This is a genomic window from SAR86 cluster bacterium (genome assembly GCA_023703675.1).
GTDB lineage: Bacteria > Pseudomonadota > Gammaproteobacteria > Magnimaribacterales > AG-339-G14 > AG-339-G14.
Genome location: CP097974.1, coordinates 682,618 through 704,499 on the forward strand (window position 1 = coordinate 682,618; position 21,882 = coordinate 704,499).

Sequence of the window (21,882 nt, forward strand, 5' to 3'; positions counted from 1 at the left end):
TTAATATGCTTGAAAATTACAAAAAATCTCTGAAAGAAAGGGCTGAGCTCGGCATCCCTCCTTTGCCTCTAGATGCAGAACAAACTTCAAGTCTTATTGAATTAATAAAAGAATCAAAAAAAGAGAATAAAGAATTACTAGATCTTCTTATCAACAGAGTTCCTGCTGGCGTTGATGATGCAGCTTATGTGAAAGCAGCTTTCCTTGCTGACTTGTCACAAAAGAAAATTGAATGTGAATCAATCTCTCCTAAGGAGGCAACCTTCTATTTAGGTACTATGTTGGGTGGATACAATGTTGAGCCGCTCATAAAATTAATTGATGATGAAGAATGTGGTGAGATAGCAGTCGAAGCTCTTTCTAAAACACTTCTTATTTTTGATGCATTTAATGACATTGCAGAACTCTCAAAAAATTCTAAAAATGCATTAAAAATTTTAAACTCTTGGTCAAATGCTGAATGGTTTTTATCGAAACCAGAAGTTCCAAGAGAAATAAAAGCAAGTATTTTTAAAGTTCCTGGGGAAACTAACACTGATGATTTATCGCCAGCTCCAGATGCTTGGTCAAGGCCAGATATTCCTCTTCATGCTTTAGCCATGTACAAAATGCCAAGAGAAGGAATAAAAAATCCAATCGAAACGATAAATAAATTAAAAGAAAAAGGGTTTCCTGTTGCATTAGTTGGCGATGTTGTTGGAACTGGGTCCTCAAGAAAATCTGCAACAAACTCTGTTCTTTGGCATATGGGCGAAGATATACCTTTTATACCAAATAAAAAGACTGGAGGAATTTGCATCGGAGGAAAAATAGCACCGATTTTTTTTAATACTATGGAAGATGCCGGAACAATTGTTTTTGAAGCAGACGTGGAAAAGATGAATACGGGAGACGTTATAAATATTCATCCTTATGAAGGTGAAATATTGACAGAACAAGGAGACGTAATTTCAAAGTTTGAATTTAAATCAGAGACATTTTTAGATGAAGTTAGAGCTGGAGGAAGAATACCTCTAATTATAGGAAGAAGTCTGACTGATAAAACAAGAGAATATTTAAATTTAGATCCCACCGATGTTTTTGTTAGGCCAGGAGATAACGATAGCTCGTCGGATGGTTTCACATTGGCTCAAAAGATGGTTGGCAAAGCGTGTGGAGTTGAGGGAATTAGACCCGGTACTTATTGTGAGCCAATCATGACTACTGTAGGCTCCCAAGATACTACCGGACCAATGACACGGGATGAGTTAAAAGAGCTAGCTTGTTTAGGATTTACTTCTGATTTAGTTATGCAATCTTTTTGTCATACAGCGGCTTATCCAAAACCTGTAGATATAGAAACTCAACATACTCTTCCTGAATTCATTAAAACTCGAGGTGGCATAGCTCTTAAACCTGGTGATGGAATAATTCACTCGTGGCTTAACCGAATGTTATTGCCAGATACTGTTGGTACCGGAGGAGATTCTCATACTAGATTTCCTATCGGAATTAGTTTTCCTGCTGGATCAGGTCTAGTTGCCTTTGGTGCTGCTTTAGGAGTAATTCCTTTGGATATGCCAGAATCAGTTTTGGTGAAATTTTCAGGAAAGATGCAGCCTGGGATAACCTTAAGAGATTTAGTAAACGCGATACCTTATGCTGCAATTCAAAGAGGATTATTGACCGTAGAAAAGGAAGGTAAAAAAAATATATTTTCTGGACGATGTTTAGAAATTGAAGGACTTCCAAATCTAAAAATAGAGCAGGCTTTTGAACTATCCGACGCTTCTGCTGAACGATCTGCTTCAGGATGTACGGTGTTACTTGATGAAGAGCCTATTACTGAATATCTAAATTCAAACATAATCTTGCTTAGGTGGTTGATTTCGGAAGGATATGGAGATGCTAGAACCCTGGAAAGAAGAGCAAAAAAAATGGAGCAGTGGCTTTCAAATCCGGTGCTTTTGAAACCAGATGTTAACGCGAAGTATGCTGAGGTTATTGAAATCGATCTTAATGAGATTAAAGAGCCTTTGTTAGCATGTCCAAATGATCCAGATGATGTTAAAAGTTTATCTGAAATTGGAGAGGATAAAATAGATGAAGTTTTCATTGGATCTTGCATGACTAATATTGGTCACTTTAGAGCTGCAGGGAAATTACTTGAAAAAGTTAATTCCTTGCCGACTAGATTATGGATTTCTCCTCCAACTAAAATGGATAAATTTCAATTAGAGGAAGAAGGCTTCTATAAGATTTTTGAAGACGCTGGTGTAAGAACAGAAGTTCCCGGATGTTCCCTTTGTATGGGAAACCAAGCGAGAGTGGAAGCTAATTCAACGGTAGTTTCTACTTCGACAAGGAATTTTCCAAACAGATTAGGAGATGGAGCAAATGTTTATTTAGCTTCTGCTGAGCTTGCGGCGATCTCTGCAATTCTTGGAAAACTACCAACCATTGAAGAATACCTTTCACACATGAGTGAGATAAACACCATGTCAGCTGAAATATTTCGTTACATGAATTTTGATCAAATAGAAGCTTATAGAAAAGCTGCTAACTCGGCTACCCTTCCGTCGGTCACCATTGAAACTAACTAGAAAGCTTTATTTGAATCTTTTCTTTCTATTTCAAGACTAGTTAAGTACTCTTTAGTTACAGAACCACAAACATAATTCCCATCAAAGATTGAAGTTTCAAAACTTGAAATTTTTTTATTTCCAGCAACCGCGCATTCAATTAAGTCATGTAAATCTTGATAAACCAACCAATCTGCTCCTATGAAATCTGCTATTTGTTCTTCATTTCTCTGATGAGCTATTAACTCTTCTGTTGCGGCCATATCAATTCCATAAACGTTTTGAAATCTTATTGGAGGCGCAGCAGAAGCGAAAAAGACTTTCTTAGCTCCTGCGTCTCTTGCCATTTCAACAATTTCTTTGCTTGTGGTGCCTCTAACTATTGAATCGTCGATCAAAAGTATATTTTTATCTTTAAATTCAAAAGGAATTGGGTTTAACTTCCTGCGAACTGATTTTTTTCGCATATCTTGTTTAGGCATTATGAAGGTCCTACCTATGTATCTATTCTTAACAAATCCTTCACGATAATTAACACCGAGATATTTCGCAACTTCAATTGCAGAAGAAGTACTGCTTTCAGGAATGGGAATTACAGCGTCGATCTTTGAGTTAGGATGAACTGAATTAATTTTTTTTCCCAGCTTTTGACCCATTCTTAGCCTTGATTTCAATACTGAAATTTCTTCGATCACTGCATCAGGTCTTGCTAGGTATACATATTCAAATATGCATGGAGAATGTTGGGGAGAGTTATGACAAATTTTTCTGCTCATCTTTCCCTCCAAAGAAACAAATACTGCCTCTGCAGGTTTGAGATCACCTAGAATTTCAAAATCTAAAGCATCCAATGCGGGGCTTTCTGAAGCAAACATATAATCCGTTTTGCCTAGCAAGTCGTTTTCTTTTTTTCCCATCATTAAAGGTCTTATTCCATTGGGATCCCTAATAGCAAGAAGTCCGACGCCGCTAATCATTAATACTACCGAATATGCACCTTTTAAACGTAAATGCATTTTTTCCACAGCAGAAAATATTTCTTCCGGCGAAGGTGACTGTGAATTAATTTTTTGCATTTCATTAGCAAAAATATTCAAAATTACCTCAGAATCTGAATCAGTATTTAAATGCCTGAGATCATTTTCATAAAGTTCCTGGGTAAGCTCTTTTGAATTTACTAAATTACCATTATGGCAAATGCTAATTCCATATGGTGAATTTACGTAAAGCGGCTGTGAAAACTCTCTAGTCACTCCCCCTGCGGTTGGATATCTTACATGTCCAATTCCAATTTTCCCCTTTAAATTTTGAATATGTTGGGCTCTGAAAACTTCTCTAACCAAACCTATTTGTTTTCTAACATGAAGCTTACCGTCTTCTAAAGTGGCCATACCAGCGGCATCTTGCCCACGATGTTGAATAACTGTTAAAGATTCGTAAATAGAAGAAGAAACCTCCTCTTCAGAAATAATTCCTATTATTCCACACATTTTTACAACAGCTGATTTGGTTCAATTTCAAAATCTTTAAAGTTTTCCATTTGGATATCTCCGATTATACGTCCAACTATTTTTGATGATTCAATAATGTAATACGATGTAGAACTTGAATTCCACCAAGCTTGTTCAATTATATATTCATCGGCAATTAAATATAAAATTATTACAAAAAGGTAAAATTTAAAAAAACCTACTAAAAATCCCATTAAATTAAATATAAAAAATCTTGGGTTAAACGCAAGAGAAAGAAATTTAAATAGAAATCTACAAAGAATAAAAAAAATAAGAAAAATTAAAACAAATGAGATTAATTCTAAATATGAACTATCGTAAATTGACTGAAAGTAAGATAAAGGAGTTTTTCTTATGCTCCATGCTAGGCAAATAGAAATTATCCATATAAAAAAAGAATAAATTTCCGCCATTAGTCCTCTAAAAAAACCTCTTAAGCTAAAAAAACCTAACAAACTCAGGAATAAGATATCGAAGAAACTCATGTAGTATTTTCTATTTTAATATTCAGTGCCTCGTAGAATTTTCCAACTAGCTTAAACGAACCGAAAGCAACAAATAACGTATTTTTATCGGTTTTATCAACTATGTCATTTATTTCAGAAATCTCATATCCACAGAAAACATTTTTACCTTTCCTGACTAGAAAATTTTCAATTTCTATATTTTTCATAATTTGAGGATGATTAAGTTCTGGTAAGTACCAATCATCAATAATATTTATGATAGGTTTTAGTATATTAGGTAGTTGCTTATCTTTATCACATGTGAAAATCGCATTTAACGTAAATTCAGAGTAATACTTATTTATAAAATTTTTTAAGTTTTCAATGCTGTCTGAATTATGAGAAACATCTAAGAGAAGATTTTTCGAAACTAAATGATTCCTGCCTAAAAATGCGTATTCGTTTATTTTTTCTAGCTCACTCTTTGCATCTATTTCTGGGAAGTGAAGTTCGAAGATTTTTTTTGATATACCCAAAGAGTTTTTGTGAAAATAAGCTGAATCCATATTTGTTTCATCTACTTTATGTAAATCCACATTTAATTTTTCAGCTATTTTTAAAACGCTGTTAGGCATAAATCCTTCTCCAAATATAACAGTTTGATTAGTTCTAAAAATACCAGCTTTTTCTCTTCCTATATTTTCGACCCCTTTACCTAAAATATTTTCATGGTCTAATGCAACTTTAGTAATTACTGAAATATCTGCATCGAAATAATTTGCAGGATCTAATCTACCTCCAAGCCCTACCTCAAGGATCCAAACATCTAATTTTTTTTTTGAAAAAAATAAAAAGGCCGCCGTAGCAATGATTTGGTAAAAATTTAATTCTTTTGATTCCTTTAATTTATCAACCTCCTCTAAACAATTCAGCAATGCTATGTCATCGATGTTTTCATTATTAATTCTTATTCTTTCATTAAATTTAACCAGATGCGGAGAAGTAAATAGGCCGACTTCGTATTTATTTTTTGCAAGAACTCGAGAAAGTATTTCTGCTGTAGATCCTTTTCCGTTGGTTCCTGTTATAGAAATAATTTTATTAGGTTTTTTTATTTTTAGATTTACAAGGACTTGCTTCAATTTTTTAAAGCTCTGCTCCCTAAATATATTTTTTTTTCTGATTATTTGATTTAAGTAATCTTCAAGATCTGACAAAATATTTATGTTCTCTTTAATTTCGATAAGAGATTTGAAATTTTTTCTTTCATTTCTGATCGATGCACAATCATATCTATAAGTCCATGCTCCAGCAGAAATTCGCTTCTTTGAAAGCCTTCTGGTAATTTCACCCTTACGGTATCTTCTATTACTCTAGGACCTGCAAAGCCAACCTGTGCTTTTGGTTCGGCAATATTTATATCGCCTAACATAGCTAAGCTGGCTGAAACACCTCCATAAATTGGATCGGTCATAACGGAAATATAAGGTAATTTAGCTTCTTTTAATTTATTAAGCACTGCAGACGTTCTTGCCATTTGAAATAAAGAAAAGAGAGATTCTTGCATTCTAGCCCCGCCACTAGTTGAAAAACAAATGAATGGACAATTTAGCTTAATTGCCCTGTTGACTGCATCAACAAATTTCTGACCTACAACTGATCCCATAGATCCACCCATAAATCTAAATTCGAAAACAGCAACTACAACTTCTTGAGAATTAAGTTTCCCGTGAGCACAAATCAATGCTTCTTTTTCTTCAATTTTATTTTTTGCTTCGCTTAATCTATCCTTGTATTTCTTAGAGTCTTTAAAAGAAAGCCAGTCTTTTGCCTCTGTATTTTTAGATATTTCTGAATATTTATTTTCATCAAATAAATACGTCAATCTATGTCTAGCACCTATCCTTATGTGGTGATCACAATTCATACAAACATATAAGTTTGATTCAAGGTCTGGGCCGTAAATAATTTCTTTACAATTTGGACAGCTTTGCCACAAACCTTGTGGCACAGGACTTTTTTTATCGTCTTTCTTATGAGCTCGAGCGAATGAAGGTAATATTCTATTAAACCAACTTTTAACCATTGGTTATTGTATCGAAGATTTTATGCCTTCAACAAATTTTGAGATTTGACTAAAAATATCCTGAAAAGGTAAATCTTGTTGATTACTTATAATATCTACAATTGCGCTTCCTACGACAACTCCATCTGAGAAAACGGACATTTTTTTTGCTGTTTTTCTATCTTTAATACCAAATCCTACGACGACTGGAATTTTTGAAAACTTTTTGATGCTCTCGACTCTCTCCTTCAAAGCGTTAAAAGAGTCAATTTCAGCGCCTGTAATTCCTTTTAGAGATACGTAATATATAAAACCAGAAGAGTTAGAAAGAATTTCATTAATCCTTAAATCATTGGTAGTTGGTGAAATTAACCTTATTAGATCTATATCAAATTTAGTTAATTTATTAAAAATTTCTTCACTTTCTTCGAAAGGAAGATCCACGATAATAAGTCCGTCAACTCCATGGTTTTTAAGTTCTCTGCAAATATCATCATTAATGTCATGATTTCCCTTCGCAATTTCTAGAGAATTTATAAATGTATTGAAGTATCCCATCAGCACAATTGGGGTTTTATTGAATTTTTTTTTGAGTCTTTTGCTTAGTTTTAGAATTTCTTCAAGAGAAGTTTTGTTTTTTAGAGACCGTTCATGAGACAATTGAATCACTGGTCCTTCAGACATTGGATCAGAAAATGGAACTCCAATCTCAATTATGTCAGCTCCGCTTGATATAATATTTTCAATAATTTTCTCAGATTCTTTCAGGTCAGGGTCGCCTGCAACAGTGTAGGTAACTAATGCTCTCGAATTGTTATTTTTTAACGCTTCAAAAGTTGAGCCTATGATGCTCATAGAGTAAGGCCTTCAACCTTTGCTACATTTGCCATGTCTTTGTCTCCACGCCCTGAGAGATTGACGACAATTATCTCGTCTTTTGACATTTTTGGAGCAATCTTTTTCGCGTGAGCTAAGGCATGAGCAGTTTCTAAAGCTGGCATAATCCCTTCCGTCTTTGTAAGCTCATGAAAACTATCTAAAGCTTCTTCATCAGTCGCAGAATCATATTCAACTCTTCCAGAATCTTTTAGATAAGAGTGTTCTGGGCCCACTCCAGGATAATCTAAGCCAGCCGAAACAGATTTAGTGGATAAGATTTGTCCAGACTTATCCTGCATAAGATATGTCTTCATCCCATGCAAAACTCCTATACTTCCATCGCTTAAAGGAGCAGCATGTTCTCCAGATTCAATTCCTGAACCACCGGCTTCAACTCCTATTAAATCAACAGAATTATCTTTTAAAAACGGATAAAAAATACCCATTGCGTTTGAACCACCGCCTACACAAGCAATGATTTTGTCGGGATATCTGCCAAAAAGATTTCGCGATTGTTCTTTTAGTTCAACTCCTACAATAGAATTAAAATCTCTAACAATTTTTGGATAAGGGTGAGGTCCTGCAACGCTACCAATTATATAATGAGTGTCATCGACATTTGTTACCCAATCCCTCATAGCTTCATTCATTGCGTCTTTAAGAGTTTTTGTTCCAGAAGTAACAGGAAATACTTCGGCTCCTAAAAGTTTCATTCGATAAACATTTGGAGATTGTCTTTCAATGTCTTCTTCTCCCATAAATATAATACATTCCAAGCCGTGCCTTGCAGCTACTGCAGCTGTTGCTACTCCATGCTGTCCCGCTCCAGTTTCAGCTATGATCCTTTTTTTACCCATATGTTTCGCAAGCAAAACCTGACCTACAGTGTTATTTATCTTGTGAGCACCCGTATGGTTCAAGTCTTCCCTTTTAAGATAAATCTGGGCACCAGATAATTGTTCTGTCCATCTTTTTGCAAAATACAATGGGGAAGGTCTTCCAACAAAATTATTTAAATCTTCATTAATCTCTTTTTTAAAATTCTCGTCATCTTTTAAAGTTTCGTATGTATTTTCAAGTTGCTCTAAGGCTGCCATTAGAGTTTCTGAAACATATTTACCTCCGTATTCACCGAATCTTCCTGCGGAATCTGGAAAGCTATAGTTGTCTTTATCTTTCATATTTCTTTACAAAATCTATAAAATTTTTCATCTTAGTAGTGTCTTTTACACCTTTTTTTGATTCAACTCCACTACATACATCCACTCCGAAAGGAATAAAATAATCTAATAGCCTAAGGATATTATTAGGATTAAGCCCACCGGCAATAATTAAATTATTAAAATTTGTTGGAATCTGATTCCAATCAAATTTTTCTCCTGTTCCTCCAGATAATTGCTCGGTACCAGAGTCTAATAAAATTTGTTCTGCAGATTCATAGTTTCTCAAGAAGTTTTCATGATTTGAAATATTGCTTACGTTGATAGATTTTATGTAAGGTTTGTTAAATTTTTCACAAAATGAACGAGTTTCAGACCCATGAAATTGTAATGTACTGTTTGGGAAGATTTGCAAAAAATTATAAACTTCTTCGTCTTCTGGATTAACAAATACTGGAACAACAGTAATCTCTTTGCTCAGAACCCTCTTGATTTTTAATAATTCTGATTCATCAACGTATCTCGGACTTTTTACAAATTGATTTAGACCAATTGCATCGGCCCCATATTTAATTGCTGAATAGGCATCTTTTTCGTTTGTGATTCCACATATTTTTACAAAGATACTCATTTTAAGTTAACTTGGCAGGACTGAATGTTTTACAGGAGGTTTTTTAATCTTAAACTCACTTGGATACTCAGGACCAATAAAGTATAAACCGCTAGCAGCTAAAGTTTTGCCAGAGAGATTTCTGTCGCGACTTTCAATAATACTTTTCATCTTTTTTGGGTCTTTATCATTCAGTCCAAAATCAAGTAATGTTCCAATAATAATTCTCACCATATTTAATAAAAAAGCATTTGCTGAGATTTCAATTGATATTAATTTTTTCTTTTTTGTGAAATTTATCTCGAATATTTCCCTAATTGGTGTTTTTGATTGACAACCAGAGGACCTAAAACTCGAAAAATCTTTTTCACCTATTAAAAATTTTGAAGCCTCCTTCATATTCTCAAGGTTTATTTTATCTTTAACCAAAGTAGTTTTATTTTTATAAAATATGGATGTACTGTCATCATTAAGAATGAAGTATTTGTAAGTTCTTTTAACGGCTGAAAATCTTGCATGAAATTCATTTGATACCCGCTTGACCCAAATTATTTTTATATCGTCAGGCAATATGGAATTTGCTCCGTCTTTCCAAGCTTTCAAAGTTCTTTTTTGCTGAGAATCAAAATGGATAACTTGCGAAAGTGCATTGACTCCTGAATCAGTTCTCCCCGCACAAATTGAGTTTATTTTTATATCAGCTATCTTTGTTAAAGCTTCCTCAACTTTAGCTTGGACTGTTTCATTTGTTGATTTTTGAATCTGCCAGCCTTTATAGTTTTTACCAAAATACTCTACTCCCGCGGCGTATCTATCAACTTCCATTAAAATTCTCTAATAACTGTTTTGCTTTACTCACAATATAATCGTCATCAGAATTTTGGATAATCTCTTCTGCTAATTCTTTAGCTTTATCAAAGTCTTTCATTTCAAAATACATTGTCGCAAGATTTAACCTAGCTTCGTTTGGATTTCCTATTTCTTCTAAACTTTCGTCTTCTTCACTTGATAAAGATGTTTTTGATAGATTGTCATTTTTAGGTGCATTCCTAAAATATGAAATTCCTAAAATAGCTAGGATAATGACTAAAACGATGATTACGATAAGTTGATAATCCAAAGAGTTACCAGATTGAATATTAGATAGATCTTCTTGAATTTCAGAGCCTGGATCTGAAATTAAATCTATATAATTTTGTTCAGCTGGAGCTTCTAACAATTCTTTTTGTAAAACAGTTTCTTCAGAATCAATATACGTCTCTTTCTTTTCTTCTTTCATTTCATTAGCTTCTGGAAATAATAAATCGTCTTCAATAGAATCGCTTATTTCAGTTATTTCACTAGCTAAAGAAAAGTTTGGTTCGGTGAGTATTAATACATTTTGTAAAACCAAATAATCAGTGTAATTACTATTAATTTTATAATTTTGTTCAGCTATGCTCCTTACAGACTCTGTCTTATCTGTCATTGCTAAGGAATTTGAGTCTGGAGATATCAAAAACTGACCTTTCTTTAAAAAGTTAACATTTGCTTCCCTAAAAGCCTCAGGATTTAAACTCTGAAGCGAAATCATGATTTGATAAACGGAATAATCTGGAATTTCTTTCTTTAATTCAATTGCGATAGACCATAAATTATCATAATCGTTAGTTGACCACCCCGCCTGCGCAAAGACTAAATTCGGACACAATAGAAAAAAAATTACTAATCTGAACATTTCTTATTTATCTAAAAGCTTTTTTAATATTTGAATACTGTTTAAGGCAGCGCCTTTTCTAAGATTATCAGCAACAATCCACATATTCACTCTATTTTTCTCCCACAAATCTGCTCTAACTCTTCCAACAGACACAGGATTTTTCCCAGCAGCATGCTCAATTGGATTGGGAGATAAAAAATCTTTAGAATCATGCCTAATCAAGCCATCTTGAGAACTAAGCTTATCTTCAAGCGCAATTTGATCGATGTCCTCATAAGTTTCTATATGAGCAGCTATCGAATGACCATAAACTACCGGAACTCTAACGGTAGTTGCGGTAATGTTAATGGAGTCATCTAGAATTTTTTTTGTTTCATTTGAAATTTTCATTTCTTCGTCAGTATAAAAATTATCTTCTAAATTACCGGCGGATATGACATTAAAAGCAATTTGAGAATCATAAACGCTTGGCGATATGTTTTCACCGTGAAGCAACTTTTCAGTCTGACTAAACAATTCATCTATAGCGATTTGTCCAGACCCACTCACTGCTTGAAAAGTTACTGCATCAACTCTTTTGATTTTAAATAGATCATGAACTGGCTTTAAAGCTACAAGCAACTGTGCTGTAGAACAATTTGGATTAGAAATTATCATTGGAGCAGAAACTTCATCTAAAACTGAACCGTTGACTTCAGGAATGACTAATGGAACATTCTTATCTTTTCTAAATCTTGAAGAGTTATCAATAACGCTGCACCCTTGTTCGACGGCTTTTAGAGCAAAATTTTCTGCAATACTCGCGCCTGCAGAAAAAAAAGCTAAATCAACTTCAGAAAAATCAAATTTTGAAAGGTCTGAAACCTTAAAAACTTGTGAACCACAAGCTAATTCAACTCCTTGAGATCTTTCACTAGCAAGAAGATAAAGTTCTTTCTCACCAGGAAAAAATTCGTCTAACAAATCTAAAAAGACTCGACCCACAGCTCCAGTTGCGCCAACAACAGCAATTTTTTTAGTTAAGGTTTGCAATTATTAGGTCTCCCATCTCCTGAGTTGAAACAACTTTAGAATTATTCACAGCAATATCTTTTGTAACATAACCATCAGAAATAACTTTTTTCACTGCATTTTCTATTTTGATGGAAATATCTTCTTGTGAAAAAGAATACTTAAACATCATTCCTATTGACAAAATTGAAGCCAAAGGGTTCGCAATTGATTTTCCAGCAATGTCTGGAGCTGTACCGTGAACTGGTTCGTAAAGTCCTTTAGAAGCAGAATTTAAGGAGGCCGAAGGGAGCATCCCGATTGAACCTGATAAAACAGAGCTGATATCAGAAAGAATGTCTCCAAAAAGATTAGAAGACACGATTACATCAAATTGTTTAGGATTTTGAACTAATTGCATAGCCGCATTATCAACTAGCATATGCTCCAGGATTACTTCTGGATATTTTTTTGAAACTTTGATCATTATTTTTCGCCAAAACTCAGAAACCTCAAGAACGTTAGCTTTGTCCACAGAACAGATTTTTTTATTTCTTTTCATCGCTGCTTCAAAAGCTACCTCAGCAATTCTTTCAACTTCATTTGTTGAATAAATCATGGTGTTAAGAGCAGATTCAGCATTTATTTCCCTAGGGTTACCAAAATAAATTCCCCCTGTAAGCTCTCTTACAATAAGAATATCCAAACTTTCAATTATTTCTTTTTTTAAAGAAGAAGAATCTTCTAAGCCTTCAAAAGACATGGAAGGTCTTAAATTTGCAAACAAATCTAACTCTGATCTTAATTTCAATAATCCTTTTTCAGGTTTAAGCGAAGGCTTCAGAGCGTCCCATTTTGGTCCGCCGACACCTCCCAAAAAAATTGCATCTGCTTTTTTTGCTATTTCAATTGTTTCTTTGGATATTGGACTCCCTTCCTGATCAATTGCTATACCCCCAATCAACATCTTGCTTATCTCTAAATCTATATGGTGAAGTCTAGAAATATGAACTAAAACTTTTTCAGCTTCCGCACTAACTTCTGGGCCGATACCGTCTCCAGGCAAAAAAAGAATATTTTTTTTACTTGTCATTTAAAATCCAAGGTCTGCTAGTTTTAAGTTTATTTTCATAATCAGTGATTCGATTCTCATATTTAAGACTAAAACCAATGTCATCAAGCCCTTCAAGAAGACAGGTTTTGCGAAAATCATCAATTTCAAATTTTATGGATTCTAAATTTGGAATTTGTATGTTTTGATTAATCAAATCAATTTCAATTTGTTTTTGAGAATTATTAATTTGTTGATCAAAAATTTGATTGACTACTTTTGTGTTTAACTTAATTGCAAGTAACCCGTTTTTAAAACAGTTATTGAAGAATATGTCACCGAAAGAAGGTGCAATTACCACGTTAATCCCGAAGTCTTTAAGTGCCCAAACAGCATGTTCTCTGCTTGATCCACAACCAAAATTTTCCCTAGCAATCAAAACATTAGAACCTTGATACTGATCAAGATTTAAAACGAATTCTGAATTTTTTACTCTCTCAGATACTTTCTTTCCGAGATAACCTTCGTCATTAAATCTCCAAGAATCAAATAGGTATGGTCCTAATCCGCTTTTAGAAATGGATTTTAAAAATTGCTTTGGAATAATTTGATCTGTATCTACATTTGCTTTATCTAAACAAACGTATTCTCCAGAATAAAGGTTAGAATTTTTCATTAAATATCTCTGACGTCTATGAACTTTCCTTCCAGGGAAGCAGCCGCAGCCATTATTGGGCTAACTAAATGTGTCCTACCTTTAAAGCCCTGTCTGCCCTCAAAATTTCTATTAGAGGTGGATGCACACCTTTCAAATTCTTTTAATTGATCAGGATTCATCCCCAAGCACATTGAACATCCAGCGTCTCTCCACTCAAATCCAGCAGATTTAAAAATCTCATCTAAGCCTTCTGATTCAGCTTGTTTTTTAACCAAACCTGATCCCGGCACGACAATAGCCCGTCTAATTTTTTTTGAAATTTTATTCCCATTTAATATCTCAGATGCTGCCCTTAAATCTTCTATTCTAGAATTAGTGCACGAACCAATGAAGATTTGATCTAGTTCGATATCTTTAATTTTGGTTCCAGGCTCCAAGCCCATGTAGCTCAATGCATCTAATAAATTTTTATTATCTTTTCCCACTTGAGGAATAGCGTCTTCAACATGGGTAACCATTTCAGGAGAAGTTCCCCAGGTAACTTGAGGTAAAATTTCTTCAGCACTGAATAAATATTTTGAATCAAACAACGCGTCTGAATCCGTAGCCAAGTCCTTCCAATAATCTACAGCCTTCTTAAATTCCTCTCCTTTTGGAGCAAATGGGCGATTTTCTACATAATTAAATGTTTTTTCGTCGGGGGCAACCATTCCGGCTCTCGCGCCTGCTTCAATCGCCATATTGCAAAGTGTCATCCTTCCTTCCATTGAAAGATTCCTAATGGCTTCGCCACAGTACTCAATCACATGTCCTGTTCCTCCAGCGGTCCCGATCTTGCCAATGATAAACATTGTCACATCTTTTGCCGTAACACCTTTTTGAAGATTACCTTCTATTTCAATCATCATGTTTTTCTGTTTTTGAGACACTAAACATTGAGTTGCAAGAACATGCTCAACCTCACTAGTTCCAATTCCCATTGCCAGTGAACCAAATGCTCCGTGAGTAGATGTATGAGAATCACCACAGACTATTGTCATTCCGGGAAGAGTTATACCCTGTTCAGGTCCAATTACATGAACTATGCCTTGACGCTCATCATTCAATTTGAATTGATTAATACCAAATTCGTCGCAATTGTCATTTAAGGTGACAACTTGAAGTTTACTAATCGGATCTTTAATTCCGTTAACATCTTTTGATCTATCAGTGGTTGGCACATTGTGATCTGGAGTGGCTAAAATAGTACTTATTTGCCTGGGATTTAAATTATTTTCTCGTAATCCATCAAAAGCTTGAGGAGACGTAACTTCATGAACTAAGTGACGATCAATATAAATTAACGAACTTCCGTCATCTCTATTCGTGACAAAGTGGTCATCCCAAATTTTATCGTATAAAGTTTTTGGAGACATGATATCTATTTTTTACTAGATGGAATTTTTTTGAATTCTTTTGGCTTATCGTGATTTTGTGCCCTATTTCTTAAATAATGGTCTATGAGAACAATTGATGTCATTGCTTCAACAATCGGAACTGCTCTTATTCCCACGCATGGATCATGTCTTCCTCTAGAAATCACTTCTGTTGACTCACCATCCTTATTCACTGAATTACCTTTGACTAAAATGCTTGAAGTCGGTTTAAGCGCTACCTTTGCAGATAAATTTTGACCGGTTGAAATTCCACCAGAAATCCCACCCGAATTATTAGACTCAAAACCCTCGGGAGAAATTTCATCCCTGTTAATTGAGCCCTTCAACCCAACTACTTCAGTGCCATTACCTATTTCGACAGCCTTAACTGCATTGATACTCATAAGAGCATGTGCTAAATCTGCATCTAATTTATCAAAGACTGGTTCCCCAAGTCCTAGTGGCATATTCGAAGCTTCCACAGAAATAGAGGCTCCGATCGAGTCGCCCTCATCTCTTAATTGATCAATATATTTTTCTAATTCTGGAACCAATGATTCATCTGGACAAAAAAAAGGATTTTGATCAATAAATTCTCGATCAAATTTTTTTATTTTGTACTCGCCTATCTGATTAATAAATCCAAAAACTTGTACGTTTAATTTATCTAATAAAAACTTTTTAGCTATTGCACCAGCGGCAACTCTCATTGCTGTTTCTCTAGCGGATGATCTTCCGCCTCCTCGGTGATCTCTGATTCCATATTTTTGAATGTATCCATAATCTGCGTGAGAAGGACGATAAACGTCTTTGAGTTGATCATAATCAGAACTTTTTTGATCTTTATTTTTTATCAATAAACCTATTGGAGTTCCAGTAGTCATGCCCTCAAAAACTCCTGACAAAATTTCAACTTTATCGTCTTCCTGTCTTTTAGTTGTATATTCATTAGAGCCAGGTTTTCTCCTATCAAGATCTTTTTGAATGACCTCTTCATCAATTTTGATTCCAGGCGGACATCCGTCTATTACGCAGCCCATAGCCACGCCATGACTTTCACCAAAGGTCGTCACCACGAAGCTTTTACCAATACTATTTCCTGACATTTCTCTATAAACTACTCAAATTATACGCTTTTATAGGCAATATACTTAAGTAGATGAATTTAGACCAATATAGTTCAATTTTTTGGGATTTTGGAGGAGTTATAACTTCTAGTCCTTTTGAAGCCTTCAACAAATACGAAAAAGCAAAAAATCTTCCTGAAAACTTCTTAAGAAAAGTAAATTCAACTAATCCTCATGTTAATGCTTGGGCTCTTTTGGAACAATCAAAAATTTCACTTACTGAGTTTGATGACCTTTTTTTTAAAGAAAGTTCTGATCTCGGTTATCCTGTAAAAGGATCCGAAGTGCTTAGCCTATTGGAAGGAAATTTACGACCTAAGATGATTGAAGCTATAAAAAAGTTGAAGAATTTAGGTTTTATTCAAGCCTGTTTAACAAATAATTTTATTCCCACAAATGAACTTCAACCAGACATGACTGATCAAGAGGAAAAAAATAATATTTTAAATCTTTTTGATTATGTATTTGAATCAAAAGAGCTTGGCTTAAGAAAACCAGATCAAGAATTTTATGATTACGTCATGGCAGAAGTAAAAATTTCTCCAGAAAAAATAATTTTTCTAGACGATTTAGGAATAAATTTAAAGCCAGCTAAATTGATGGGAATTACTACGATAAAAGTTATATCAGAAAGTCAGGCAAGAGAAGAACTCGAAAGTATTTTAGGAATTACTCTTTAATTAGTTTCAGGAATAAACAAATCAACGAATTCTTTAACTGGTAATGACAATAGTTTTTCATCATCTTCAAATAGCTTCATTACTTCGCTAACTCTTTTGTCAGAAAATTGAATTTTGAGGTTTTTTTTAAATTTATTTATCAGTATAGGAATTCCCTCGCTTCTTCTATTTTTGTGGCCTATTGGATAATGGACTTCCTCCACATCCGTACTAGTTCCATCTTTGAAAAAAATTTGTAAGGAGTTGGCAATTGATCTTTTGTCAGGGTCTAAATAGTCCTCAGAAAAAGTTTTGTTTTCTTCAACTTCCATCTTGTCTCTAAGTTGATCAATTAAGGGATTGCTTGCTACGTCGTCCTCGTAATCCTCAGCTATTAAATCTCCTTTCAGAAGACCAATGGCCGTCATGTATTGAAGACAATGATCCCTATCTGCGGGATTATTCAAAGCTCCTTCTTTGCTTATTATCCTAATAGCGGATTCATGAGTAATGATTTTTATTTTTTCAATCTCGTCAAATTTACCGTCTAATTTTTTATGGAGTTTTACTGCAGCTTCAACAGCGGTTTGAGCATGAAATTCAGCTGGGAAAGAGATTTTGAAAAGTACGTTCTCCATAACGTATGAATCAAATTCTTGATTTAAAATTAATTCATTTCCTTTGAACAAAACATCTTTAAAGCCCCAGGTTGGCGCAGATATAGCGCTTGGATATCCAATTTGACCTTTTTTTGTGAGCCAAACTAATTGCATCGCCCTGCTCGTTGCATCCCCTGCAGCCCAAGATTTGCGTGGGCCCGCATTTGGTGCATGTCTGTAAGTTCTCAAGCTTTGTCCATCAACAAATGCTTGAGACAAAGCGTCAATTGTTTGATCTTTCGTCAAGCCTAATATTACTGATATTACAGCTACTGAGGCAATTTTCACTAGTAAGACATGATCTAAGCCAACCCTATTAAAGCTGTTTTCTAAGGCTAAAACTCCCTGAATTTCATGAGCTTTTATCATTGAGAATAGAATTTCTTTAACAGTTATTTCCTTTTCAGGAAAATTTTGAGACATGTAATCGCAAGCAGCTAAAATACCTCCCAAATTATCAGATGGGTGGCCCCACTCTGCGGCTAGCCAGGTATCGTTAAAGTCTAACCATCGAATTATTGCTCCATTGTCCCAAGCCGCTTTTATCGGATCTAATTTATAGTTCGTTCCCAATACTCGGACGCCGTTCGGAACTTCTGTTCCTTCTATATGAGGACCTAATAAAGATTTGCACTCAGGAAACGTAAGTGCCAGAAGCCCGCAGCCGATGGTATCCATTAAGCAATATTTAGCAGTTCTTAGTGCTTCCTGGCTACTAATGTCGCAATCATGAACATATTCAGAAATTTTTATAAGTAATTCGTCAGGATTTGGACGAACATTAGTTTCGACGTTTGAGGACATATAAAGGGTTATCTACTTTCTATATCAACCCATTCGGAGCGATCAGGGCCAATGTATTCTTCGCTGGGTCTGATGATTCTATTGTCTGCTCGCTGTTCAAAAATATTTGCTGCCCAACCAGCTGTTCTGCCAATAACAAACAAAGGAGTAAATAATTTAGTTGGAATGCCAAGATATGAATAAGCAGACGCCATAAAAAAATCTGTATTGGCAAACATTTTTTTCTCTTCATCCATTGTTTTTTCTATTTGAGCAGAAACAAGGTAAAGGGTTTCGTCTCCATTTTCTTTACTAAGCTTTTCAGACCATTTTTTTATAATTGCATTTCTTGGATCTTCAGTGCTATAAACCGCGTGTCCGAAACCCATAATTTTTTCCTTATTCTTTAACATTTCTAACACTGCTGACTTAGCTTCTTCAGTGGATGAAAATTTTTCAATAAGCTCCATTGCCGCCTCGTTAGCTCCACCATGTAAGGGGCCTCTTAAAGTTCCAATTGCGCCTGTTATGCAGGAATGAATATCAGATAATGTTGAAGCGCAAGTCCTTGCCGTGAACGTAGAAGCATTAAAACCATGCTCTGCGTACAAAATTAAGGATGTGTCTAAACATCTAATTTGATCTTCATTTGCATCTTTGCCATGAAGTAAAGATAAAAAATGGCCGCCAATGGAAGTATTATCAGTTTCTGTATTAACTTTTACTCCTTCATGAGAATATTTATACCAGTAGACGATTATAGATGCCATTGTCGCTAATATTCGATCAGCAGATTCTTGTTGATTACTAAAATCTCCCTCTGGTTCTATATTACCTAACATAGAACAGCCAGTTCTCATAACATCCATCGGGTGAGCTTCCGCAGGAATTCTCTCTAAAACCTCAATCAAAGATTCAGGCAAAGCTCGCATAGAAATTAATTTATTTGAATATTCATTAAATTCTGTTTGATTTGGCAAAGCTCCATACATCAAAAGATATGCTACTTCCTCAAACTTTGCTTTTTCAGAGAGAATTTCAATGGGATAGCCTCTATAGGTTAAACCTTTCCCAGCCTTACCAACAGTTGAAAGAGATGTTTTTCCGGCTACTTGACCCCTTAAGCCTGCGCCCTCTAATTTTTTTTCGGACATGAATTTATTCCTTTGAAAATAGATCGTCTATTTTTTTTTCGTACATATGATAGTTCAGTACGTCATATAATTCATCTCGAGATTGCATTTTTTTTAATTTATTTTTTAAAGTCTCTTGTTCGGCCAATTCCTCATAAATCTCTTCCGCAGCCTTCGACATAGCCCTAAAAGCGCTCAGCGGATATAGAATCATTTTTACTCCAGAATTTTTTAATTCATTTGTTTCGAACATTGGAGTAAGTCCAAACTCAGTAATGTTAGCTAAAATTGGTGCATTTACATTTTTTGAAACTTCAAAATAATCTTCAAGTTTTGTTATTGCTTCTGGAAAAATTGAGTCTGCACCGGCTTCGACATAAGCATTTGATCGATCTATAACGGAATTGATTCCCTCTTTAGAAAAAGCATCAGTTCTAGCCATCAGCATAAAATTTTTATTATCAACTGAGTCTTTTGCTGCTTTTATTCTGTCTTCCATTTCATCAGAAGAAACGATTTCTTTACCCGGTCTATGTCCACACCTTTTTTCTGAAACCTGATCTTCTAAATGAACTGCATCAGCACCTGCAGTGATCATTTCTTTGATTGTTTTTGCGATATTTAAACCGCTACCCCAGCCAGTATCACAATCAACCAAAATGGGTAAATCGCAGACCCCTTTTATTCTTCTTAAATCTTCTAAAACATTATCCCTTGAAGTAAGTGCCAAATCAGGGAGTCCATAGCTGGCATTAGCCACTCCTGCTCCTGAAAGATATATTGCTTGGTGACCCTTTCTTTTTGCCAATAGAGCTGAAAAAGCATTTATTGTGCCCACGATTTTAAGTGGGTTTTCTTTTTTTAGTAATTGGAAAAAATTTTGAGACATGATTAAATTTTACTTTTTAGAATTATCTTAAGTTCTTCATGTGTGTCAGCAGTCATTAATTTAGGAAACTCTGTTTTTATATGCTCCGGAGCCTGAAAAAAAATTCCCAAATCAGCATTAGACAACATATTAATGTCATTATACGAATCTCCCGCAGCATAAACTTCGAATTTAAGAGATTTTAGAACTTCTACGACCTTTTGTTTATTGTTTTGCTGTCTTAATTGATAGCCTTCAATTCTATTGTCATTAATATTCAGGTGATGGCAAATAATATTTGGAAACTTTAACTTTTCTACTAATGGCCATGCTAACTCGTAAAAGGTATCTGAGACTATTGAAACTTGAAAATGAAATCTTGCCCAATCTAAGAAGTCTTCTGCGCCATCTAAAGGATTCATAGATTTAACAATTTCTTGAATATCACTAAGTTTAATATTTTTTTCATTTACGACTTTCATGCGAAGTTGCATTAATTCGTCATAATCCTTTAGATCTTGAGTTGTAAGCATAAGCTCCTTAGAACCTGTCTCTTTTGCTACGTATTGCCAGATTTCAGGTATCAAGACACCTTCAAAATCTAGACACAGATATTTCATCTATCTTCTTTGGAGTTTAAAACTGTCGAAGATTTTATCTAACTCTTTTTTTGATTTAGTCGCGCAACCCTTTGAAACTATCTCTTTAGTTAAGTGCGGAGCAAACATATTGATAAATTCGAAAAGGTGACTCCTAAGATAAGTCCCTCTTCTAAATCCCATGTAAGTGGTTCCAGAATCGAAAAGATGGTTAGCGTTTATTGCAACCAATTCAGAATCCTCTTCTGGGTTAAAAGCCATACTAGCAATAATTCCTACTCCCGTTCCCATTTTCACATAAGTTTTAATGACATCAGCATCAGTTGCCGTAAAAACTACATTTGCTTTGAGCCCTCTCTCAAAAAAGGCTCTATCCAAATCATTGCTTCCAGTAAATCCAAACACGTAAGTCACTATTGGAAATTGTGCAAGATCTTTAAGTTTAATTTTAGGTATTAAAGCGAGTGGATGTTTTTTTGGAACGATGATACTCCTAGACCATTTATAGCAAGGTAGTTTAATTAAATTTTCTCCTTTCTCATTGGTTTCAGTCCATAGAGCAAGATCGACTTCTCCCTTTGAGGCCATTTCCACAGATTCGTCTGGAGTGCACTGATGCATCTGGAAATGTACATTTGGATATTTTTTTACAAACTTGTCGACCACTTTTGGTAATGTAAATTTAGCTTGAGTATGAGTAGTAGCGATTGCAAGAGTGCCGTAATCTTCATCAGAAAACTCAGTAGCTGCGTGTTTAATTCCATCTACTAAAGCTAAAATTTCCTCAATTTGCTCAAGTATTTTTTGTCCTACAGGTGTAATACTCACTAAATGTTTTCCAGATCTTTCAAATAATTCGATACCTAACTCTTCTTCAAGAAGTTTTATTTGCTTACTGATTCCAGGTTGAGAGGTATAAAGAGTCTTTGAGGCTTGTGAAACATTTAGATTGCTTCTTGCCACTTCTCTTACATATAAAAGTTGCTGAAATTTCATAAATTCTTATTGC

21 protein-coding genes are annotated in these 21,882 nt (G+C 34.7%); 2 read left to right on the forward strand and 19 right to left on the reverse strand.

All coding sequences use genetic code 11. The annotated features are described in order from the left end of the window. Positions 1-5: 5 nt before the first annotated feature. On the forward strand, positions 6-2,582 hold the full coding sequence (gene acnB, locus M9C82_03410; GenBank protein URQ73016.1) for a bifunctional aconitate hydratase 2/2-methylisocitrate dehydratase: 2,577 nt from the start codon (positions 6-8) through the stop codon (positions 2,580-2,582). On the opposite strand, the gene purF is transcribed toward acnB, so the two are convergent. Genes purF through aroC form a run of 14 tightly spaced genes read right to left on the reverse strand, consistent with a single transcriptional unit; the run spans position 2,579 to position 16,151 of the window. Continuing rightward, entirely contained in the window at positions 2,579-4,051 is a 1,473-nt protein-coding gene (gene purF, locus M9C82_03415; GenBank protein URQ73017.1) for an amidophosphoribosyltransferase, read from the reverse strand. The two genes, acnB and purF, sit on opposite strands and share 4 nt — an antisense overlap. Before the next feature lie 2 nt (positions 4,052-4,053). Next, on the reverse strand, positions 4,054-4,557 hold the full coding sequence (locus M9C82_03420) for a CvpA family protein (protein URQ73018.1): 504 nt from the start codon (positions 4,555-4,557) through the stop codon (positions 4,054-4,056). Then, a complete protein-coding gene (locus M9C82_03425; GenBank protein ID URQ73019.1) occupies positions 4,554-5,735 on the reverse strand; it encodes a Mur ligase family protein in 1,182 nt (393 codons plus the stop codon). Before M9C82_03425 ends, M9C82_03420 begins: the two co-directional genes overlap by 4 nt. A 5-nt stretch (positions 5,736-5,740) precedes the next feature. After that, entirely contained in the window at positions 5,741-6,604 is an 864-nt protein-coding gene (accD, locus tag M9C82_03430) for an acetyl-CoA carboxylase, carboxyltransferase subunit beta (protein URQ73020.1), read from the reverse strand. Between the two features lie 3 nt (positions 6,605-6,607). Beyond that, positions 6,608-7,438, reverse strand: a complete 831-nt coding sequence (trpA, locus tag M9C82_03435; GenBank protein ID URQ73021.1) for a tryptophan synthase subunit alpha — start codon at positions 7,436-7,438, stop codon at positions 6,608-6,610. Continuing rightward, positions 7,435-8,643, reverse strand: a complete 1,209-nt coding sequence (trpB, locus tag M9C82_03440; GenBank protein ID URQ73022.1) for a tryptophan synthase subunit beta — start codon at positions 8,641-8,643, stop codon at positions 7,435-7,437. Before trpB ends, trpA begins: the two co-directional genes overlap by 4 nt. Continuing rightward, a complete protein-coding gene (locus M9C82_03445; GenBank protein URQ73023.1) occupies positions 8,633-9,253 on the reverse strand; it encodes a phosphoribosylanthranilate isomerase in 621 nt (206 codons plus the stop codon). The genes trpB and M9C82_03445 overlap by 11 nt, the downstream gene beginning before the upstream one ends. A 6-nt stretch (positions 9,254-9,259) precedes the next feature. Continuing rightward, positions 9,260-10,057, reverse strand: a complete 798-nt coding sequence (gene truA / locus M9C82_03450; protein URQ73024.1) for a tRNA pseudouridine(38-40) synthase TruA — start codon at positions 10,055-10,057, stop codon at positions 9,260-9,262. Continuing rightward, positions 10,047-10,949, reverse strand: coding sequence for a hypothetical protein (locus M9C82_03455; GenBank protein ID URQ73025.1), 903 nt, complete (start codon positions 10,947-10,949; stop codon positions 10,047-10,049). Before M9C82_03455 ends, truA begins: the two co-directional genes overlap by 11 nt. A 3-nt stretch (positions 10,950-10,952) precedes the next feature. Then, on the reverse strand, positions 10,953-11,963 hold the full coding sequence (locus tag M9C82_03460; GenBank protein URQ73026.1) for an aspartate-semialdehyde dehydrogenase: 1,011 nt from the start codon (positions 11,961-11,963) through the stop codon (positions 10,953-10,955). Then, positions 11,947-13,014 (reverse strand): 3-isopropylmalate dehydrogenase, encoded by a 1,068-nt coding sequence (leuB, locus tag M9C82_03465; GenBank protein URQ73027.1) that lies wholly within the window; start codon positions 13,012-13,014, stop codon positions 11,947-11,949. Before leuB ends, M9C82_03460 begins: the two co-directional genes overlap by 17 nt. Continuing rightward, positions 13,004-13,648, reverse strand: coding sequence for a 3-isopropylmalate dehydratase small subunit (leuD, locus tag M9C82_03470; protein URQ73028.1), 645 nt, complete (start codon positions 13,646-13,648; stop codon positions 13,004-13,006). Before leuD ends, leuB begins: the two co-directional genes overlap by 11 nt. Beyond that, positions 13,648-15,045 carry a 3-isopropylmalate dehydratase large subunit gene (gene leuC, locus M9C82_03475; protein ID URQ73029.1) on the reverse strand — a complete coding sequence of 466 codons (1,398 nt, stop codon included), beginning with the start codon at positions 15,043-15,045 and terminating at the stop codon, positions 13,648-13,650. The genes leuD and leuC overlap by 1 nt, the downstream gene beginning before the upstream one ends. Positions 15,046-15,050: 5 nt before the next feature. Beyond that, a complete protein-coding gene (gene aroC / locus M9C82_03480; protein ID URQ73030.1) occupies positions 15,051-16,151 on the reverse strand; it encodes a chorismate synthase in 1,101 nt (366 codons plus the stop codon). Between the two features lie 53 nt (positions 16,152-16,204). On the opposite strand from aroC, the gene M9C82_03485 reads away from it, so the two are divergent. Then, positions 16,205-16,852, forward strand: coding sequence for an HAD-IA family hydrolase (locus M9C82_03485; GenBank protein URQ73031.1), 648 nt, complete (start codon positions 16,205-16,207; stop codon positions 16,850-16,852). On the opposite strand, the gene M9C82_03490 is transcribed toward M9C82_03485, so the two are convergent. From M9C82_03490 to cysB, 5 genes are read right to left on the reverse strand one after another with little or no spacing between them, the layout of a single operon-like run. Further along, a complete protein-coding gene (locus M9C82_03490) occupies positions 16,849-18,294 on the reverse strand; it encodes a bifunctional 2-methylcitrate dehydratase/aconitate hydratase (protein URQ73032.1) in 1,446 nt (481 codons plus the stop codon). The two genes, M9C82_03485 and M9C82_03490, sit on opposite strands and share 4 nt — an antisense overlap. Positions 18,295-18,302: 8 nt before the next feature. After that, positions 18,303-19,427 (reverse strand): 2-methylcitrate synthase, encoded by a 1,125-nt coding sequence (gene prpC / locus M9C82_03495; GenBank protein URQ73033.1) that lies wholly within the window; start codon positions 19,425-19,427, stop codon positions 18,303-18,305. 4 nt (positions 19,428-19,431) lie between these two features. Next, positions 19,432-20,295, reverse strand: coding sequence for a methylisocitrate lyase (gene prpB / locus M9C82_03500; GenBank protein URQ73034.1), 864 nt, complete (start codon positions 20,293-20,295; stop codon positions 19,432-19,434). A 2-nt stretch (positions 20,296-20,297) separates the two neighbouring features. Beyond that, on the reverse strand, positions 20,298-20,894 hold the full coding sequence (gene thrH / locus M9C82_03505) for a bifunctional phosphoserine phosphatase/homoserine phosphotransferase ThrH (GenBank protein URQ73035.1): 597 nt from the start codon (positions 20,892-20,894) through the stop codon (positions 20,298-20,300). After that, positions 20,895-21,869: an HTH-type transcriptional regulator CysB gene (gene cysB, locus M9C82_03510; GenBank protein ID URQ73036.1), complete on the reverse strand. Its 975-nt coding sequence runs from the start codon at positions 21,867-21,869 to the stop codon at positions 20,895-20,897. Positions 21,870-21,882 lie beyond the last annotated feature (13 nt).

Coding starts and splice junctions, on each gene's coding strand:
- acnB (URQ73016.1), top strand. CDS start 6: ATGCTTGAAAATTACAAAAAATCTCTGAAAGAAAGGGCTGAGCTCGGC.
- purF (URQ73017.1), bottom strand. CDS start 4,051: ATGTGTGGAATAATAGGAATTATTTCTGAAGAGGAGGTTTCTTCTTCT.
- M9C82_03420 (URQ73018.1), bottom strand. CDS start 4,557: ATGAGTTTCTTCGATATCTTATTCCTGAGTTTGTTAGGTTTTTTTAGC.
- accD (URQ73020.1), bottom strand. CDS start 6,604: ATGGTTAAAAGTTGGTTTAATAGAATATTACCTTCATTCGCTCGAGCT.
- trpA (URQ73021.1), bottom strand. CDS start 7,438: ATGAGCATCATAGGCTCAACTTTTGAAGCGTTAAAAAATAACAATTCG.
- trpB (URQ73022.1), bottom strand. CDS start 8,643: ATGAAAGATAAAGACAACTATAGCTTTCCAGATTCCGCAGGAAGATTC.
- M9C82_03445 (URQ73023.1), bottom strand. CDS start 9,253: ATGAGTATCTTTGTAAAAATATGTGGAATCACAAACGAAAAAGATGCC.
- truA (URQ73024.1), bottom strand. CDS start 10,057: ATGGAAGTTGATAGATACGCCGCGGGAGTAGAGTATTTTGGTAAAAAC.
- M9C82_03455 (URQ73025.1), bottom strand. CDS start 10,949: ATGTTCAGATTAGTAATTTTTTTTCTATTGTGTCCGAATTTAGTCTTT.
- leuB (URQ73027.1), bottom strand. CDS start 13,014: ATGACAAGTAAAAAAAATATTCTTTTTTTGCCTGGAGACGGTATCGGC.
- leuD (URQ73028.1), bottom strand. CDS start 13,648: ATGAAAAATTCTAACCTTTATTCTGGAGAATACGTTTGTTTAGATAAA.
- leuC (URQ73029.1), bottom strand. CDS start 15,045: ATGTCTCCAAAAACTTTATACGATAAAATTTGGGATGACCACTTTGTC.
- aroC (URQ73030.1), bottom strand. CDS start 16,151: ATGTCAGGAAATAGTATTGGTAAAAGCTTCGTGGTGACGACCTTTGGT.
- M9C82_03485 (URQ73031.1), top strand. CDS start 16,205: ATGAATTTAGACCAATATAGTTCAATTTTTTGGGATTTTGGAGGAGTT.
- M9C82_03490 (URQ73032.1), bottom strand. CDS start 18,294: ATGTCCTCAAACGTCGAAACTAATGTTCGTCCAAATCCTGACGAATTA.
- prpC (URQ73033.1), bottom strand. CDS start 19,427: ATGTCCGAAAAAAAATTAGAGGGCGCAGGCTTAAGGGGTCAAGTAGCC.
- prpB (URQ73034.1), bottom strand. CDS start 20,295: ATGTCTCAAAATTTTTTCCAATTACTAAAAAAAGAAAACCCACTTAAA.
- thrH (URQ73035.1), bottom strand. CDS start 20,894: ATGAAATATCTGTGTCTAGATTTTGAAGGTGTCTTGATACCTGAAATC.
- cysB (URQ73036.1), bottom strand. CDS start 21,869: ATGAAATTTCAGCAACTTTTATATGTAAGAGAAGTGGCAAGAAGCAAT.